This window comes from Catellatospora vulcania, assembly GCF_009720385.1.
GTDB classification, from domain to species: Bacteria; Actinomycetota; Actinomycetes; order Mycobacteriales; family Micromonosporaceae; genus Catellatospora; species Catellatospora vulcania.
On record NZ_WARX01000006.1, the window covers coordinates 49,528 to 65,368 of the forward strand.

Here is a 15,841-nt window from a genome sequence, read left to right on the forward strand (position 1 = left end):
TCACGAGGTGAGGATGGTGGCGTTGAGGTGGGACTCGATGTTGGTCAGCTGCTCGGCGACGACCCCGCGGCATTCGCTGGTGCAGCCGATGATCATCCCGAGGGCGATGGCGTTGCTGGTCCCGGATCTGATGTAGACCGGGCCGCCGGAGTCGCCGGTGCGCACGATGACGTCGCCGCCGCGGCCGCCCTCCATGAGCCCGTAGGTGCAGCCCGCGTCGTCGCAGATCGCGGTGTTCAGGCTGAACACGGTGATGCCGCAGGTGGCCTTGGTGGCCATGCCGGACAGGCAGACCACGTCACCGACCAGCGGATTGCGCTTGGCGGTGATGTTGCGCTGGGTCGGGCAGCACGGGTCGGTGTGGATGACGTTGTCGTAGGTCTCCGCGGAGGAGCCCACGAAGATCATGTCGTACGCCGGGTAGTCGCTCTCCCGCGAGGCGGCGCCCCAGTACTGCGTCGACGAGTAGATCTTGTTGCCGTTGGCGAAGCAGTGCCCGGCGCTGATGCCGCCGCTGTACACCGCCGTGTCGCCGGTGACCGACTTGCGCTTGGCGACGAACGCGGTGGTGCAGGTGTTCGTCGCACCGGAGTTGACCCGTACGCCGGCTCCGCCGAAGTGCGCCTCGCCGTCGTTGAGCCGGCCGGTGCGCGCGGTGGCGCCGAGGGTGACCTCGGCGACCTCGCCCAGCGCGTCCCGCAGCGCCTGCGCGGCCGCCGGGTAGCGCGGGTCGAAGGTGACCTGGTAGCGGGAGTCCGCCGCGCGCAGGCTGTAGCTGAACGTCGCCCGCGCCGCGTCGGGGTGCCAGGCGCGGCCGGTGAGCAGCTCGTCGGCGGCGGCCAGGCGCTCGGCCGAGAAGCAGCCGACCTTGACGGCCGACTTGATCCCGGTGGTCCCGTCGGCGGCCGGCGAGGCCGCGGCGAGGCTGTTGTCGAGGACGGCTCCGCGGGTGCGCTGCTCCGGGGTCACCACGATGGTCACCGTCTGCGTGTTGTGGTCGAGCGCGGTGCCGATGTATCCGCGCCGCACCTGGTCGGCGATCCGCTCCTTGCCCCCGGTGACGCCGAGGGCCTGCCGCGCGGCCAGCTGGACGGCCTCGTTGGCCCGGCGGCCCGATTCGGTGTCGAGCCACTGGCCGTAGGCGGGTGCCCGGTCGGCGGTCAGGCCCGCGCCGAGCCCGGCGGCAGGGGTGGCCACCTGGCAGTCCACGGTGAGGTCCGGCGCCGCTTGCGCGGGCAGGGAGGCGACCAGCGTGGCCAGCAAGAGGCCGCAACTCGCCACGATCGACGACGATTTCCGCATCTGCTGTCCGTTCGTCCCAGGGGTGATGGGTCGAGCGAACGCTATCGGCAGTTTCTCGTCCACACAAGACGTACGGTCGTCCTTTATGGACCGCGAGTAATCGGTACGCTACTAACGGAAATCCCGCGAGGCGACCGGGGTCGCCACGGTCAGTGTCTCCAGCTGATCCGCGACCAGGTTGCGCACTCCCGACGACGACTCCAGCCGCCCCCGGACCAGCAGCGCGGCACTGCCCCGGGCCACCCTGCGGTATCGCAGCCACAGGCCGGGCGAGCAGACCACGTTGAGCATCCCGGTCTCGTCCTCCAGGTTGAGGAAGGTCACCCCGCCCGCGGTGGCGGGCCGCTGCCGGTGCGTGACCAGCCCGCCGACCAGCACCCGGGACCCGTGCTCGACCCCGGTGAGCCGGGAGATCGGCAGCGCCCCCGCCGCCGTCAGCCGCTCGCGTGCCAGCCGGATCGGGTGGTCGTCCGGGGACAGCCCGGTCGCCCACACGTCGGCCACCAGCTTGTCCACCGCGTCCATGCCGGGCAGGGTCGGCGCGTGCACGCCGACGACAGTCCCGGGCAGCCGGTCCGGGGTGTCGGTGGCGGCGGCGCCCGCCGCCCACAGCGCCGCCCGCCGGTCCAGGCCGAAACAGGCGAAGGCGTCCGCGGTGGCCAGCGCCTCCAGCTGGGCCGCGGGCAGGCCGGCCCGCCGGGCCAGATCGGTCATGTCGGCGTACGCCCCACCGCGCTCGCGCTCCTCGACAATCCGTGTCGCGACGTCCTCCCCCAGCGTGCGCACGCTGTCCAGGCCCAGCCGGACGGCCGGGCCGCCCAGCCCCCACTGCGACGGCTGCTCCCCCGGCAGGCTGCCCGCGCGGTCCTCCCCCGGCGCCCATTCCAGGTTCGCTTTGACCAGGCTCGCGTTGACGTCCGGGCGGCGCACCCGCACCCCGTGCCGGCGGGCGTCGTCGACCAGCGACTGCGGCGAGTAGAAGCCCATCGGCTGCGCGCCGAGCAGCGCCGCGCAGAACGCGGCCGGGTGGTAGCGCTTGAGCCAGGCGCTGGCGTACACCAGGTAGGCGAAGCTGATCGCGTGGCTCTCCGGGAAGCCGTAGTTGGCGAACGCGGCGAGCTTGGCGAAGATGTCGTCGGCCAGCTCCGGCCCGATCCCGTTGCCGGCCATGCCCTCGTACAGCCGCTCGCGCAGCCGCTCCATCTTGTCCATGGACCGCTTGGAGCCCATCGCCCGGCGCAGCTGGTCGGCCTCCACCGGGGTGAAGTCGGCCACGTCGATGGCCAGCTGCATCATCTGCTCCTGGAACAGCGGCACGCCCAGGGTCCGGGCCAGCGAGTTGTGCATGCGCGGGTGCGGGATGTCGACCGGCTCCAGCCCGTTCTTGCGCCGGATGAACGGGTGCACCGAGCCGCCCTGGATCGGTCCGGGCCGGATCAGCGCCACCTCCACCACCAGGTCGTAGAAGCGCTCGGGGCGCAGCCGGGGCAGCGTCGACATCTGCGCCCGGCTCTCCACCTGGAACACCCCGACGGTGTCGGCGCGGCACAGCATCTCGTACACCTCGGGGTCGTCCGGCTTCAGATCGCCGAGGTCCAGCTCCTGGCCGAGGAAGTCGAACGCGTAGTGCAGCGCCGACAGCATGCCCAGCCCCAGCAGGTCGAACTTGACCAGGTCCACCGCCGCGCAGTCGTCCTTGTCCCACTGCAGCACGGTGCGGCCGGGCATGCGCGCCCACTCCACCGGGCACACCTCGATCACCGGCCGGTCGCAGATGACCATGCCACCGGAGTGGATGCCCAGGTGCCGCGGGGCGTTCAGCAGCTCGTTGGCGTACTCCAGCACGTGCTCCGGGATGCCATCGACGTCCTTGGCCGACACCCCGTGCCAGCGGTCGATCTGCTTGCTCCAGGCGTCCTGCTGCCCGGCCGAGAAGCCGAACGCGCGGGCCACGTCGCGCACCGCCGAGCGCGGCCGGTACGAGATCACGTTGGCGACCTGCGCGGTGTGCTGCCGGTCGTAGCGCCGGTAGACGTACTGGATGACCTCCTCGCGCCGGTCGGACTCGATGTCCACGTCGATGTCGGGCGGGCCGTCGCGCTCCGGGGCCAGGAACCGCTCGAACAGCAGGCCGCCCTCGCCGCCGACTGGGTCCACGTTGGTGATCCGCAGCGCGTAGCAGACCGCCGAGTTCGCCGCCGACCCCCGCCCCTGGCAGTAGATCTTGTTTTGGCGGCAGAACTCGACGATGTCCCACACCACCAGGAAGTAGCCCGGGAACTCCAACTGCTCGATCATCTTCAGTTCGTGGTCGATCCGCTCGTACGCCTCCGGGTACGCCTGACGGGGCCCGTAGCGTTGCGCGGCCCCCTCGTAGGTGCGCTCGCGCAGGTAAGCCACCTCGTCGACCCGGTTGCCGTGCTCATCGGTGAACGGCGGCAGCTTCGGGGCGACCAGCCGCAGGTCGAAGGCCAGCTCCCTACCCAGCTCCGCGGCGTACGCCACCGCGCGGTCCGCGCCCGGATACGGCATCGCCGCGAACCGGGCCGCCATCTCCGCGCCCGAACGCAGGTGGGCGGTCGCCGCCGCGGGCAGGTAGCCGTCGATCTGATCCAGGCTGGTGCGGGCACGCACCGCCGCGGTCACCGTGGCGAGCCGCCGCCGCGCCGGGGCGTGGTAGTGCACGTTGTTGCTGGCCACCACGGGCAGCCCGGCCCGCTGCGCCAGAAACGCCAGGATCTCGTTGCGGTCGGTGTCGGACGGGTCGGCGTGGTCGGTCAGCTCCACCACCACGTTCTCCGCCCCGAACAGCGCCTTCAGCCGGTCCAGTTCGCGCGCTGCCGCGTCCACCCCCTCGGTGAGCAGGGCGTGCGGCACCGCGCCCTTGCGGCACCCGGTCAGGATCACCGCCTGCCCGTCCAGCGTCTCGGCGATCTTCTCCAGCCGGTAGGACGGCCTGCCCTTTTCGCCGCCCAACAGGTGCGCCTCGGACAGGGTGCGGGCCAGGTTCGCATACCCCTGCGGCCCTCTGGCCAGGGCCAGCAGGTGGGTGCCCGCCGGGTCCGGCGCTCCCCCGCCGCGCGGCAGTCCGGCCAGGTTCAGCTCCGCCCCGAACACGGTCGGCAACCCGTGCTCCCGCGCCGCCTCCGCGAACCGCACCACCCCGTAGAACCCGTCATGATCGGTGATCGCCAGCGCCTCCAGCCCCAGCCGCACCGCCTCGGCTACCAGCTCCTCCGGATCACTGGCCCCGTCGAGGAAGCTGAAGTTCGTATGACAGTGCAGCTCCGCATACGGCACCGTGGTGCGCGGCCGCTCGACCGGCTCGGCCCGATAAGGCTCCCGCTTCCGCGAGAACCCCGGCGCGTCACCCCCGTCGGCCACCAGCGGATCGACCACCTGGCCGCCCCGCATCCGCCGCTCCAGCTCCGCCCACGGCAACTGCCCCTGACTATCGAACCCCACTCGAACAACTGTACTAACCCCCAGCTCACCAGGTCATCCCGGGTCCCGGTTGATCATGAACTTATGGCACGGCTCGACGGCGTGTCATTGCCACAACTTCATGATCACCTCTCCTGAGGTGACGCGGCGACGGGCTGCCGCGGGTGACGCTTCCTTGATCCGTTTGTGTTGACGCCAGGTGCCGCCCGGCGACTTCCAGCGTCCACACAAACGGATCAACCCCGGCCCCCGCCAACGGCCCAGGCGGCCACGCAACCTGTTGATCATGAAGTTGTGGCGGCGACACACCGTCGAGCCGTGCCATAAGTTCATGATCAACCTGGAGGGAGGGCGGGGTCAGTCGAAGTGGAGGGTGGTGGACCATTGGCCGGCGTTGAGGGTCAGGAGGAGGGCGCGGCCGGTGGAGAGGAGGACCTGGAGGCGGGCGGAGCGGTGGGTGCGGCGGCCGTCCCACCACTGCTCCTCCACCGGCCAGGGACCCGCCCAGCCGGTCACCTCGATCTTCCGGCCCTCCCAGACCAGCTGGGCGGGCGGGGCGCTGAGCTCCAGCCGGGCGCTGACGCGCAGCCCCTTGCCGGACTCGTCGAGCAACTGCACGGGCTGCGGCTCGGGCAGCACCACGGCCGGGGACGGCGGCGGCAGCCGGCCGGGCCACGGGCCGGCGGGCCGCTGCGGCACCCGCTCGTCGCCCCAGGGCACCAGGGTGGCCTGCGCGCCGGGGTCGCGCCCGCCACCGAGCACCGCGGTCAGCACCGCCTCGGGGCCGAGGATGCCCTGCACCCGGTGCAGCGCCCGGTGGGCCCGGTCGCGTTCCTGCCCGACGTCGCCCCACAGCCCGGCCTGCAGTCCGGCCTGCTGGACGAGGCCGTCGGGGATGAGCCGCAGCGCGATGATCCCGGCGGTCATCCGGCGCTGGGTGATCCACCCCTCCAGCTGCCAGCGGGTGCGGTCGGCGATGGCCTGGGCGGTGAGCACGCCGTCGTGCCGCCATACCCGGTGCAGCTCACGGCCGTCGGCGGTGACCGCGCCGATGGCCAGCCGGGTTGCCGCCATGCCGTATCCGGCAAGCCGTTCGTGCAGCCGCTCCGCCAGCGCACGGGCTGCGAAGGCGGCGCTGTCGACCCGGTCCACCGGCTCGTCGTAGCGCTCCTCGACCTCCAGCTCGGGCGGGGCCTGGCGGACCGCGAGCGGCCGGTCGTCGCGACCGGCGGCCAGCCGCTGCGCGAGTGCGGCGTCGAGCCCGAAGCGGGCCAGCACGTCGCTGGGCGGCAGGTCGGCGAAGGCCCCGAGGGTATGCACCCCGAGCCGCCGCAGCAGGCTGGTCAGCGCGGGCCGGTCCAGGGTCGTCACCGGCATCGCGGCCAGGAAGGCGGCAGTCTGCCCGGGGGTGATGATCCGCCCGGCGCGGGCCGCCAGCAGCGCGGCGAACGTGCCGTCGGCGACGCCGATCTGGGCCTCCACCCCGCATTCCTGCGCGACCTGCTCGACGATGCGCTCGGCGGCGGCCTCCTCGCCGCCGAAGTAGCGGGCCGGGCCGCGGGCGGCGAACGCGCAGACGCCCGCCCGCAGCACCGCGACCGAGGCGGCGATCTCCTCGACGGCGGCGACCACGGGTTCGAAGGCCCGTACGTCGCGGACCGGGTCGTAGTCGATCACGATCACCTGCGGGCACCTGCTCTGCGCCTCACGTTTGCGCAGGCCACGGCGTACGCCCTCGGCGCGGGCGGCGGCGGAGGAGGCGACGACCCGGTTGGCGTGCAGCACCGCGACCGGCCGGTGCGCGGGCACCCCGTCCAGCAGGTCGGCGGCGATGACCGGCCAGTCCGGACACCAGACGAGCATGGTGCGCTGGGCGGCGTCGCCCATCAGCGCACCGCCGGCGGGTGCGCCGTCGCGGTCACCCGCGCACCACCCGCAGGTGGGACCGGTTCTGCCCCTCGGCGTGCGGCGACGGGCGCGGCGGCGAGACGATCACGGGTTCGGACGCGGGCACGGCCGGCCCGGACGGTGCGGGCAGCCACATGGTGACCCGGCGCGGGCGACCGGCGGCACCGCGGCCTCGGGCCGAGACGGTCAGTTCGCGGGCGCGCAGCCGGCCGTGTCCCTGCCCCAGCCCGAGCCACATGCCCTCGACCGGGGAGAGCACGACGTCGGCGCCCTCCCACTCGCCGCCGAACGGCACCAGCACGCTGCCGCGCTGGCGGGCGCGGGCGGCGAGCTGCTGGCGTACGGACGCGGCGACCGGCCCGGTCGGGGCGGCCACCACCACGTCGAACCCGTCGAGCAGCGCGCCGACGACTGCGGTCCACTGCGGGCCGGGATGCGGCACGAGGGCCAGCCGGTCCAGGGCGATGCCCAGCTCGGCGGCGGCGGCCATGCCCAGGGTCGGCAGCCCGACCACGGCGCACCAGGAACCCGCGGACGAGGCGGCGGACAGCAGGGCCAGCAGCAGCGAGGTGGTGCCGCCGCAGCCGGGCGCATCGGTCGAGGCGACCGCGATCGTGCTGCCCCGGCGCAGCCCTCGGCCGGGCAGCAGCTCGCGCAGCTCGGGCAGCACCGGCAGCATGCGGTCCGTGCCCAGGCCGGCGTGCTCGTCGGTGAGGTCGCTGGCGCGCCGCACCGAAGCGTGCTGCAACTCCATTGACCGGGCCTGGCTCAGCCCCGTCATGGCGGTCATCCCCCCGTCGTACCTGGATATTCCGTCGTCGTGATCCCCGGAGCCCGTCCCCGGCGGGCCGCGGGCGGGCGGCGCCGGGGACGAGCTGTCCGGGGTGCGCCCGGCGGGCGCGGTGGGCCCGCCCCCGCGGGCCCCGAACTCACCCGGCGAGCGCGGGCCGGATCGCGAGATCCAGCGCCTCCTGCACCTCGTCGGTGAAGTGAACGGCCTGCAGCAGCAGGGTGTCGGCCTCCTGGGCGGTGACCCGGGCGATGCCCGCCTCGGCGGCGGACCTCTTGGCCGCGCCGGACGAGAACAGCGACGACCAGGCGCTCATCTCGGGGGCGACCTTGGCCAGCAGCACCCATACGCTGGTGATCTGGCGTCGCCGGGCGGGTGCGGGCAGCGCACGGGCGGCGATCACGGCGGCTGCGGCGCGCAGGGCGGCGAGATGGGCGACGGCGTAGCGCTGTGCCGGGCTCTCGGTCTCCCGGGCTTCGGCGAGCCCGCGGCGGGCGAGGACGATCAGCTCGATCGGCGTGCGGTGCGGCAGCAGATGGGCCGGCACCTTCGTCGTGGCGTTCATGTCGGCGGCTCCCTCCATCGTCGGCCTATACCCGGCCGAGCCCAGGGCTGTCACGTCGCGCCCGGTTCGTTCCGGGCCGGGCGACCGCCCGCTTTCCGAGCCACGGAGGAAGTCGTGGTGTAGCGCTTGCCGGCCGGGCGTGGAGCTTCCCCACGCCACGCCCGGACCGGCTCGCCGGTCGGGCGGCCACCCGCTGCCCGGGGGTCGTTGGGCAGCGAGTGGCACCCGCCTGGTAGGTCGCCGGAGCCGCGAATCTCCGTTGACCTGGGTCGGTGCCGCGAACACCGGCCCGGGGTTCGCGGTTGCGAACCGCTCCCCCCGAGACATGATCGAACACTTGTCCGAACAACGAGTAGAACGTTAGTTCGAAAAAATCGCGTTGTAAACCCTGACCCACGCCGTGTCGCCACCCGGACCGAAAAGGTAAGGACCAGATTCAAATCTGCACATGACAACAGGTAGCCTCGAGCAGTGCCGTTCCGTCCCCGTCCCGCCCTGGGCATCGCCATGGTCACGCTGGCCAGCCTGCTGTTCGCCGTCAACGGCACCGTCTCCAAGCTGATCCTGCGCGCCGGGGTCAGCGCGCCCGACCTCACCACGCTGCGGGCCCTGGGCGCCTGCGCCGGGCTCATCGCGCTGGGCGCGGCGCTGCGCCCCGGACTGCGCCGGTTCGCCCTCACCGCACGGCAGTTGCCGCTGCTCATCGCGTACGGCATCACCGGTTTCCTCGCCGTGCCGATGCTCTACTTCGTGGCCATCGCCCGCATGCCCGTCGGCGTCGCGCTGCTGTTCGAATACACCGCTCCGCTGTTCGTCGCGCTGTGGGCCCGCTTCGGCCAGCGCAAACCGGTGCGCCCGCGGCTGTGGGCCGGTCTGGCGCTGTGCCTGCTCGGCCTCGCCTGCGTCGCCGAGGTCTGGGGCGACCTGAGCCTGGACGGCGTGGGCGTGCTCGCCGGGCTCGGCGCGGCGGTGCTGCTCGCCACGTACTTCGTCCTCGGCGCGAAGGGGGTGGCCAGCCGCGACACGGTCTCGCTGACCGGCTGGGCGTTCGGCGTGTCGGCCGTGGCGGGCCTGCTCCTGCGGGCGCTGTCCGGCTCCGCCCCCGACTGGAGCGCACTCGGCGGGCACACCACCGGCGGCACACCGCTCTGGCTGCTCTGCGCCTACCTGCTGATCCTCGGCACCATCGTGCCGTACCTGCTGATCGCCGGCTCGCTGCGGCACCTGCCCGCGACCAGCGTCGGCATCCTCGGCATGATCGAGCCGGTGCTCGCCGCCGCCGTGGCCTGGATCACCCTGGGCGAGCTGCTCAACCCGGCGCAGCTGGCCGGCGGCACGCTGCTGCTGATCGGCGTGGCGCTGGCCGAGACCGCCCGGGTACCCGTGGCGGCGCTGATCGAGCCGGTGCCGCTGGGGCAGAATGAGGACCGTGCGGTCGCGCCCGAACGCGACCGCGTGCACACCGCCCGTTGACCGACCGCGCCCCAACGGCAGACATGGATCGAGTGATGTTGTCGCACCCGAACGTGATCGCAGTCCAGCACGCGCTTGACGCCGCCGACGCCCGGGACCACACCGGCGCCGGCTGCCGCGTGATCGTCCTGGACGACGGCGTGCACACCGCCGCCGCGGCCGCGGCCGCCCTGGGCGTCGAGGCCGCCCAGATCGCCAACTCGCTGATCTTCGAGGTCGACGGCGAGCCGCTGCTGGTGCTGACCTCCGGCGGGCACCGGGTGGACACCGCCAAGGTCGCCGCCGACCTCGGCGTCGCCAAACTGCGCCGGGCCACACCCGAGTTCGTACGCGAGCACACCGGCCAGGTCATCGGCGGCGTCGCCCCGCTCGGCCACCCCAAGCCGGTGCGCACCCTCATCGACACCGCGCTCGCCGGTTACGGCGAGATCTGGGCGGCCGGCGGGGTGCCCCGGGCCGTCTTCCCGATCACCTACCCGGAGCTGCTGAGGGTCACCTCGGCGACACCGGCGGAGGTCGCATGAGGCTGGTCCCCTGGACCTCCGACGACCTCGGCCGGCGCATGGACGACGTGCTGACCGTGTTCGGCGAGGCCATGTCGTACCACCCCCAGGCCCTGGCCGTGCGGCGCGGCTACATCACCACGCACCTGCAGCGCCCGTACTTCCGGGCGATCGCCAGCCTGAGCGACCAGGGCCAGCTGCTCGGCTTCGCCTACGGCTACCACTCCGAACCCGGCCAGTGGTGGCACGACCAGGTCAGCGCGGTGCTCGACCCCGGCGCGCGGCAGCGCTGGCTGACCGACTGCTTCGAGGTGGTCGAGCTGCACGTGCGCCCCGCCGCGCAGGGCCACGGCCTCGGCGAGGCGCAGCTACGGGCGCTGCTGGCGATGACCGGCGCGGCGACCACGCTGCTGTCCACCCCCGAGGCCGACGAGCAGGCCTCCCGCGCCTGGCGCCTCTACCGCCGCACCGGCTTCGTCGACGTCTCCCGCCACCTGCTCTTCCCCGGCGACCCCCGCCCCTTCGCCGTCCTCGGCCGCCCCCTGCCGATGACCCACTGACCCTCAGGTCAGCACCTTGCGGACCACGGTGAGGAGCTGGCCGAGGCCCAGCACGGCCAGGGAGAACCACAGGACCAGGACCATCGTCACCACGCCGGCCGCGAGATCGGGGCCGACCTGCGCGGTCGCCGTGGCCGCCAGCAGCAGCGACAGCAGCGTCAGCCAAGCCCGGGTGGGCCGGTCGCCGATGGTCGCCGAACCCGCCGCGCGCAGCCCGACCGCCCCGGCCCGCGCCCGGACATACTCGTGCAGCCACACCATCGCCCCGCAGGCCAGCAGCAGCGTCTGCTGCGCGCCGAGCGCCCCGAGCGCGACCAGCCAGCACACCTCGCTCATCCGGTCGAGCATGGTGCGGTAGAACGAGGCGAGCCGGGAGGTCCGGCCCAGCAGCACCGCCAGCGTCTGCCCGACCGTGTCCGCGGCCAGGCCAAGCACCAGGACCGGGACCGCCAGCGCGGGCCATGAACCGCCCCGGGCCGCGATGACCGGCACCAGCACCGCGCAGGCCGCGGCGGCCGTCATCGCGTACGCGGGCCGCGCGCCGAACCGGGCCAGCACCCCACTCACCGTGAACGCGGCCCGCAGCCACTTGCGCAGCAGCGGACCCGCATGGCGCGGGTCGTACCCGTCGTGCGAGTTCGACCAGCCGGAGACGTAACCGTCCCAGCTCGTGTTCGTCGTCGGCGCCGCCATGCCCCACTCCCGGTCCGCCTGCCTCGGCAGGCCACTCGGGTGGGAGCTACACCGCGGCGCCCACCCGTAGCCGCTGCCACACCTCACGGGTGGCCGTCGACCGGTTCAACGTGATGAAGTGCAGGCCGGGTGCGCCCTCGGCCAGCAGCTTCGCGCTCAGCTCGGTGGCCACCTCGACGCCGATGGCGCGCACCGCCTGGGGGTCGTCGGCGACGGCGCGCAGCCGCTCGGCCAGGTCCGGCGGGAACGCCGCGCCGGACAGCTGGGCCATCCGCTCGATCTGGCTGACGTTGGTCACCGGCATGACGCCCGGGATGATCGGCACGTCGCAGCCCGCCGCGGCGGTGGCGTCGCGCAGCCGGGCCCAGTCCTGCCAGTCGAAGAAGAACTGCGTGATCGCGTAATCGGCGCCCGCCCGGCACTTGCGGATGAAGTGGTGCACGTCCGAGGCGAAGTCGGCCGAGCGCGGGTGCTTCTCCGGGAACGCGGCCACGCCGACGCAGTAGTCGCCGCTGTCCTTCAGCAGCCGCACCAGCTCTTCGGCATAGTGCAGCCCCTGCGGGTGGGCGACCCAGTCGGCCTGCGGGTCGCTGCCCGGCGGGTCGCCGCGCAGGGCCAGCATGTTGCGCACGCCTGCGTCCGAGTAGTGCCCGATGACGTTGCGCAGCTCGCCGATCGAGTGGTTGACCGCGGTCAGGTGACCCAGTGGCAGCAGCGTGGTCTCGGTCGCGATCCGCTCGGTGAGCTGCACCGTGGTGTCCCGGGTGCTGCCGCCGGCGCCGTACGTGATGGAGACGAAGGACGGCTGCAGCGACTCCAGCTCCCGGATCGACTGCCACAGCAGGCGTTCGCCGTCGGCGGTCTTGGGCGGGAAGAACTCGAACGAGAACGTCGGCTCCCCCGATGCCAGCAGCTCGCGGACGGTCGGCCGGGGTCCCGGCATGGTCGATGGAGCACGCAGCGTCACCCTGCCGACTCTATCGGCCGACCGGTCTGAAGAGCGGTTTCGTCCCAGTGCGTGGTGCGCCCCGCGCACGTGACCGTGCTCACCCGTCCCTTCCGCCCCAGCCGCCGTGCTCACCGCGGCTCCTCGTCGGTGAGGAACCAGTCCGTGAACGCGGCCGACCCGCGTCCCACCGCCGGATGGCGGCAGGCGGCGAGCAGCCCGCGTTCGGCATACCGCCGCGGCGGGCAGGGCCACGGCAGCTCGCACACCCGGCAGCGGTGCACCGGCGGCCGGAACCCCGCACCCGGCACGTGGTCGTGCAGCAGCCGCGCCGCCAGCCGCCACATCAGCGGCTGCACCACCTGCTCCGGCGGCTCCAGCGGCGGGTTCTCCCAGTCGATCGGGGGCAGGTCCATCAAACCCTCCAGGGTGTACGCGACGAGGGGCACCGGGGCGGCGCAGGCCATGGGAGATGACGCGCCGCCCCGGCGGCTCACACCGGCCTTGGGAGTGCCGTCGACCAGCGCGAGCCCGTCCATCACAGCGAAGATTCCGTGCCCTGGGAGGGGCCAGCGCAGAAATGTGGAGGGGCCAGAGGGACTTGAGTCCTTACACGGCGGTGAGCAGCGACGATCCCCGCAACAGGAATCCGGAGCCACCTGCCGGAGCAGGTCACCGACCGTCAATGCCCCGGACTGCCGGAAGATGCGGTCGCCCGGACCACTCGTTGCGAAGATCGCTGCTTCGCCGCAAAAAGTGAGGCGAGACCTCAGGTTTTGACCTGAAACAGCGATCACCGTCCGGAGGGAGCGATGCCGTAAACCATTTGGCAGCGGTGGGGCAGATGACCAGGCTGGGCGGTGATGAGTGACGCCGACGACGCACCGCGCTGGCAATACGACCCCGTCCGCACTCTTGCCGGGGACCTCCAGCGAGGGCACGGCATGGGTGTGGTGAAGGCGCACGCCGAAGCGGCCGGCCCGGACGCCGTCTTCGCCTGCGTCCAGCGCGACCACCGATGGTGGTGGCTCGACGAGCGGCCGGAGTACCTGGCCAGGCTCATGCTCAAGCTGCGGATGGATCCGACCGCGGTGGTCGCCCTGCTGCACGCTGCCGAGGACCTCGAATCCGACGACGACAACACCTTCGATATGGCACTCGGTGTGCTGGAGACACTCGGCTTCGCGGGCGACGAGCAGGTCGTACGGGCACTTCGGCACTACGTGATCCACGGTGTGCGCTGGCTGGAGGTGCTGGAGGCGATCGCCCGGCGGTGGCCGCGGGCGACGTGGGACGACCTGGACGGCATCGCGCTCGCCCGGCTGACCCCGGCCATGGCGGACGAAGTCTTCGCCAGCAGGCAGCCCTGGCTCGGCTGGGCGGCACGCCACGCACGGGTGGCTCGGCTGGCCCAGCGCCGGTCTGCGCGCCCCCCGCGCCCGGCCCCCGCTCTGGCACCCGACGCCGACCAGCTGCTGGCGTTGCTGGCCGACCCCGCGCAGCCGCGGGCCGACAAGCGAAGCGCCCTGCGCGACCTGGCCCGTTCCGGATCGGACCGCAGACTCCTCGGGTTGGCCGAGGAACTGCGTGGTATCCCTGGCCTCTCCGACGCGGTGATGGCGCTCGGACCGGCCGCGCTGGACCATGCCCGCGCGTGGGTGACGGGCGACCGGCTGGTCTGGCTGGGCGGCAGCCTGCTGGCGGCCCACGGCACAGAACGCGACATTCCCCGGCTGCTCGCCGTATGGGACCGGCTGTGGGACAGCGACGACTGGTGCGGCTTCGACCGGCTCGCCGACGGGTTCGCGCGCTTCGGGGCCCTGGCCGCCGACGCCGCCCCGCGGCTGCGAGCGGTGATCCGGCAGACGCCGCACTCGTACGAACGCACCGCCTGCCTGCGCGCACTACTGGCAATCGACCCGGTCGGCGCGGAAGGCCCCCTCGCACTGGGCCTGCTCGACTGCGAGCAGGACGTCCGCAGCCTCGCGGTGGCCCACGCACCCGACTCCAAGTTCACCCGCCAGGCACTGACCACCCGAAAAGACGACCCGACCGAGGCCCCGGAGATCCGCCAGGCCGCCGCCGCCCGGCTCGGCTGAGGAAAGATCGCTGTTTCGTGTCGAAAACTGTGGTCTGACCTCACTTTCTGACACCAACTAGCGATCTTGGACCGGCGGCGGGTCGGCGGCGGCGGCGGTGTCGTACAGGGGCGGTAGAAATCAGGTCGGCGCTTGGGGGCCTGCGCCGGGGGTCGGGTGTTGTTCCGGTATTGCCGTGGGACGAGCCTGGAGGCCGCTGTGTCCCGTCCGCCGCTGGGCAGACTGATCGCCGAGACCCGACGACGACGCGGGTACAGCCAGACCAGGCTCGCCGCGCTGCTCTGCGCCGCCGCCGGCGTCACCACGGTGACCAGGCACGAGGTGAGCCGCTGGGAGCGCGGTGACCGGCTGCCTGGCGCGCAGTGGCTGGCCTGGCTGGCGCTGGTGCTGGACCTGCCGCCCGCGTGGCTGGCCGCCGCTGCGCGGCCGGTCGGGCACCCGGCTCCCGCCGATGGCGTCACCCGGCTGCACCGGCTCGCCGAGCAGTGGCTGCGCCACACCGTGCACAGCGACGTCGTGCCGGGCGAGTCCCGGAACTTGTCGGAGTGGCACGCCGCTCGCCGGCTCACCGGTTCCGGCGATGCCGCCGGATCGGCGCACCCCGGGGTCGGCCGGTTCTTCGCGGGGCCTGGCGACGCGGAGTCCGCGCAGCTCGACCGGCTCATCGCCGAACTGCGGTGGATGGACGATCTCATCGGCGGTGCCGATCTGGCCCCGGTGGCGCACCGGCGCTGGTCCCAGGCGGCCGACCGGCTGCACCGTGCCCACGGCGCGCAACGGCGACGCCTGCTGCGGCCGGTGACGGAGTTGGCGCAGCTCGCCGGGTGGACCGCCGCCGACGCCGGGGACCGGGCGACGGCGCTGGGGGCGTACCGGGAGGGGCTGGTACTGGCGATGGAGGCGGACGACCCGGCGTTGGGCGGGCACGTGCTGGGCGCGGCCAGCCACCTGCTCTGCGACGCCGATCCGCGGGCGGCCTGGCGGCTGGCCCGGATCGCCGCGGCGGGCACGCGCCGCGCGGGCAGTTTCGGGCTGCGGGCGCTGCTCGCGCACCGGGCGGCGCTGGCCGCGGCGCGGGCCGGGGACGGTCGGGCCGCGGCCGACGGGCTGCTGGTCGCCCGGCGGCTCGGCGACCGGGTGCGCCCGGAGCACGAACCGTCCTGGCTGTACTGGCTGGACCAGGCGGAACTGGCCGCGATGGCGGGCCGGTGCCTGGTCGCGCTGGACCGGCCGGCGCGGGCGCTGCCGTTGCTGGAGCAGCCGGGCCTGCGGCGGCCGCGGCGCGGTCAACCGCGTACCCGGGCGGTCTATGCGGGCTGGCTGGCGCGTGCCCTGCTCGGCGTCGGCGAGGTGGAGCAGGCCTGCGCGGTCGGCGCGGACGCGGCGGTCGAGGCGGTGCGCGCCGGGTCGGTGCGGGCGGCCGAGCAGACCCGTGAACTGTCGGTGCGGCTGGCGGCCCGCCCGCAGACCCGCGCGGTACGTGAGTTGAGTGAACTGATCACCCAGCTCACGTCATACCTACCGGGGTCATCCACCCGGCTGGGAGTGAACTAAGTTC

General features: G+C 73.3%; 13 protein-coding genes. 5 read left to right on the top strand and 8 right to left on the bottom strand.

Annotated features, from left to right (window positions below; all coding sequences use genetic code 11):
* The 5 genes from F6W97_RS26055 to F6W97_RS26075 all read right to left on the bottom strand — a co-directional run bounded on the left by F6W97_RS26055 (position 1) and on the right by F6W97_RS26075 (position 8,009).
* On the bottom strand, positions 1-1,302 hold the full coding sequence (locus F6W97_RS26055) for a chymotrypsin family serine protease (RefSeq protein ID WP_155373160.1): 1,302 nt from the start codon (positions 1,300-1,302) through the stop codon (positions 1-3).
* A gap of 111 nt (positions 1,303-1,413) precedes the next feature.
* Positions 1,414-4,716: an error-prone DNA polymerase gene (locus F6W97_RS26060; RefSeq protein ID WP_155373507.1), complete on the bottom strand. Its 3,303-nt coding sequence runs from the start codon at positions 4,714-4,716 to the stop codon at positions 1,414-1,416.
* Between the two features lie 387 nt (positions 4,717-5,103).
* Positions 5,104-6,633 (bottom strand): DNA polymerase Y family protein, encoded by a 1,530-nt coding sequence (locus F6W97_RS26065; protein ID WP_155373161.1) that lies wholly within the window; start codon positions 6,631-6,633, stop codon positions 5,104-5,106.
* Between the two features lie 31 nt (positions 6,634-6,664).
* Positions 6,665-7,444 carry a hypothetical protein gene (locus F6W97_RS26070; protein WP_196279335.1) on the bottom strand — a complete coding sequence of 260 codons (780 nt, stop codon included), beginning with the start codon at positions 7,442-7,444 and terminating at the stop codon, positions 6,665-6,667.
* 139 nt (positions 7,445-7,583) lie between these two features.
* Positions 7,584-8,009 (bottom strand): SAV_6107 family HEPN domain-containing protein, encoded by a 426-nt coding sequence (locus F6W97_RS26075; RefSeq protein WP_155373162.1) that lies wholly within the window; start codon positions 8,007-8,009, stop codon positions 7,584-7,586.
* A 471-nt stretch (positions 8,010-8,480) separates the two neighbouring features.
* Here F6W97_RS26075 and F6W97_RS26080 point away from each other — a divergent pair, with 471 nt between their 5' ends.
* Genes F6W97_RS26080 through F6W97_RS26090 form a run of 3 tightly spaced genes read left to right on the top strand, consistent with a single transcriptional unit; the run spans position 8,481 to position 10,545 of the window.
* Complete coding sequence (locus F6W97_RS26080; protein ID WP_155373163.1) at positions 8,481-9,482, top strand: EamA family transporter; 1,002 nt, start codon at positions 8,481-8,483, stop codon at positions 9,480-9,482.
* 35 nt (positions 9,483-9,517) lie between these two features.
* The gene (locus F6W97_RS26085) at positions 9,518-10,006 is read left to right on the top strand and encodes a YbaK/EbsC family protein (protein ID WP_155373164.1); all 489 of its coding nucleotides are present in this window, start codon (positions 9,518-9,520) and stop codon (positions 10,004-10,006) included.
* On the top strand, positions 10,003-10,545 hold the full coding sequence (locus F6W97_RS26090) for a GNAT family N-acetyltransferase (RefSeq protein WP_155373165.1): 543 nt from the start codon (positions 10,003-10,005) through the stop codon (positions 10,543-10,545). The genes F6W97_RS26085 and F6W97_RS26090 overlap by 4 nt, the downstream gene beginning before the upstream one ends.
* A 3-nt stretch (positions 10,546-10,548) precedes the next feature.
* On the opposite strand, the gene F6W97_RS26095 is transcribed toward F6W97_RS26090, so the two are convergent.
* The 3 genes from F6W97_RS26095 to F6W97_RS26105 all read right to left on the bottom strand — a co-directional run bounded on the left by F6W97_RS26095 (position 10,549) and on the right by F6W97_RS26105 (position 12,723).
* Positions 10,549-11,238: a CDP-alcohol phosphatidyltransferase family protein gene (locus F6W97_RS26095; RefSeq protein ID WP_155373166.1), complete on the bottom strand. Its 690-nt coding sequence runs from the start codon at positions 11,236-11,238 to the stop codon at positions 10,549-10,551.
* A gap of 46 nt (positions 11,239-11,284) precedes the next feature.
* Positions 11,285-12,205 (bottom strand): methylenetetrahydrofolate reductase [NAD(P)H], encoded by a 921-nt coding sequence (gene metF / locus F6W97_RS26100; protein ID WP_155373167.1) that lies wholly within the window; start codon positions 12,203-12,205, stop codon positions 11,285-11,287.
* A gap of 110 nt (positions 12,206-12,315) precedes the next feature.
* Complete coding sequence (locus tag F6W97_RS26105; RefSeq protein WP_155373168.1) at positions 12,316-12,723, bottom strand: hypothetical protein; 408 nt, start codon at positions 12,721-12,723, stop codon at positions 12,316-12,318.
* 324 nt (positions 12,724-13,047) lie between these two features.
* Here F6W97_RS26105 and F6W97_RS26110 point away from each other — a divergent pair, with 324 nt between their 5' ends.
* Together F6W97_RS26110 and F6W97_RS26115 are read left to right on the top strand one after the other, a co-directional pair.
* Positions 13,048-14,283, top strand: coding sequence for a hypothetical protein (locus tag F6W97_RS26110; protein ID WP_155373169.1), 1,236 nt, complete (start codon positions 13,048-13,050; stop codon positions 14,281-14,283).
* Positions 14,284-14,481: 198 nt separating this feature from the next.
* Complete coding sequence (locus F6W97_RS26115; protein WP_155373170.1) at positions 14,482-15,837, top strand: helix-turn-helix domain-containing protein; 1,356 nt, start codon at positions 14,482-14,484, stop codon at positions 15,835-15,837.
* Positions 15,838-15,841: the final 4 nt, after the last annotated feature.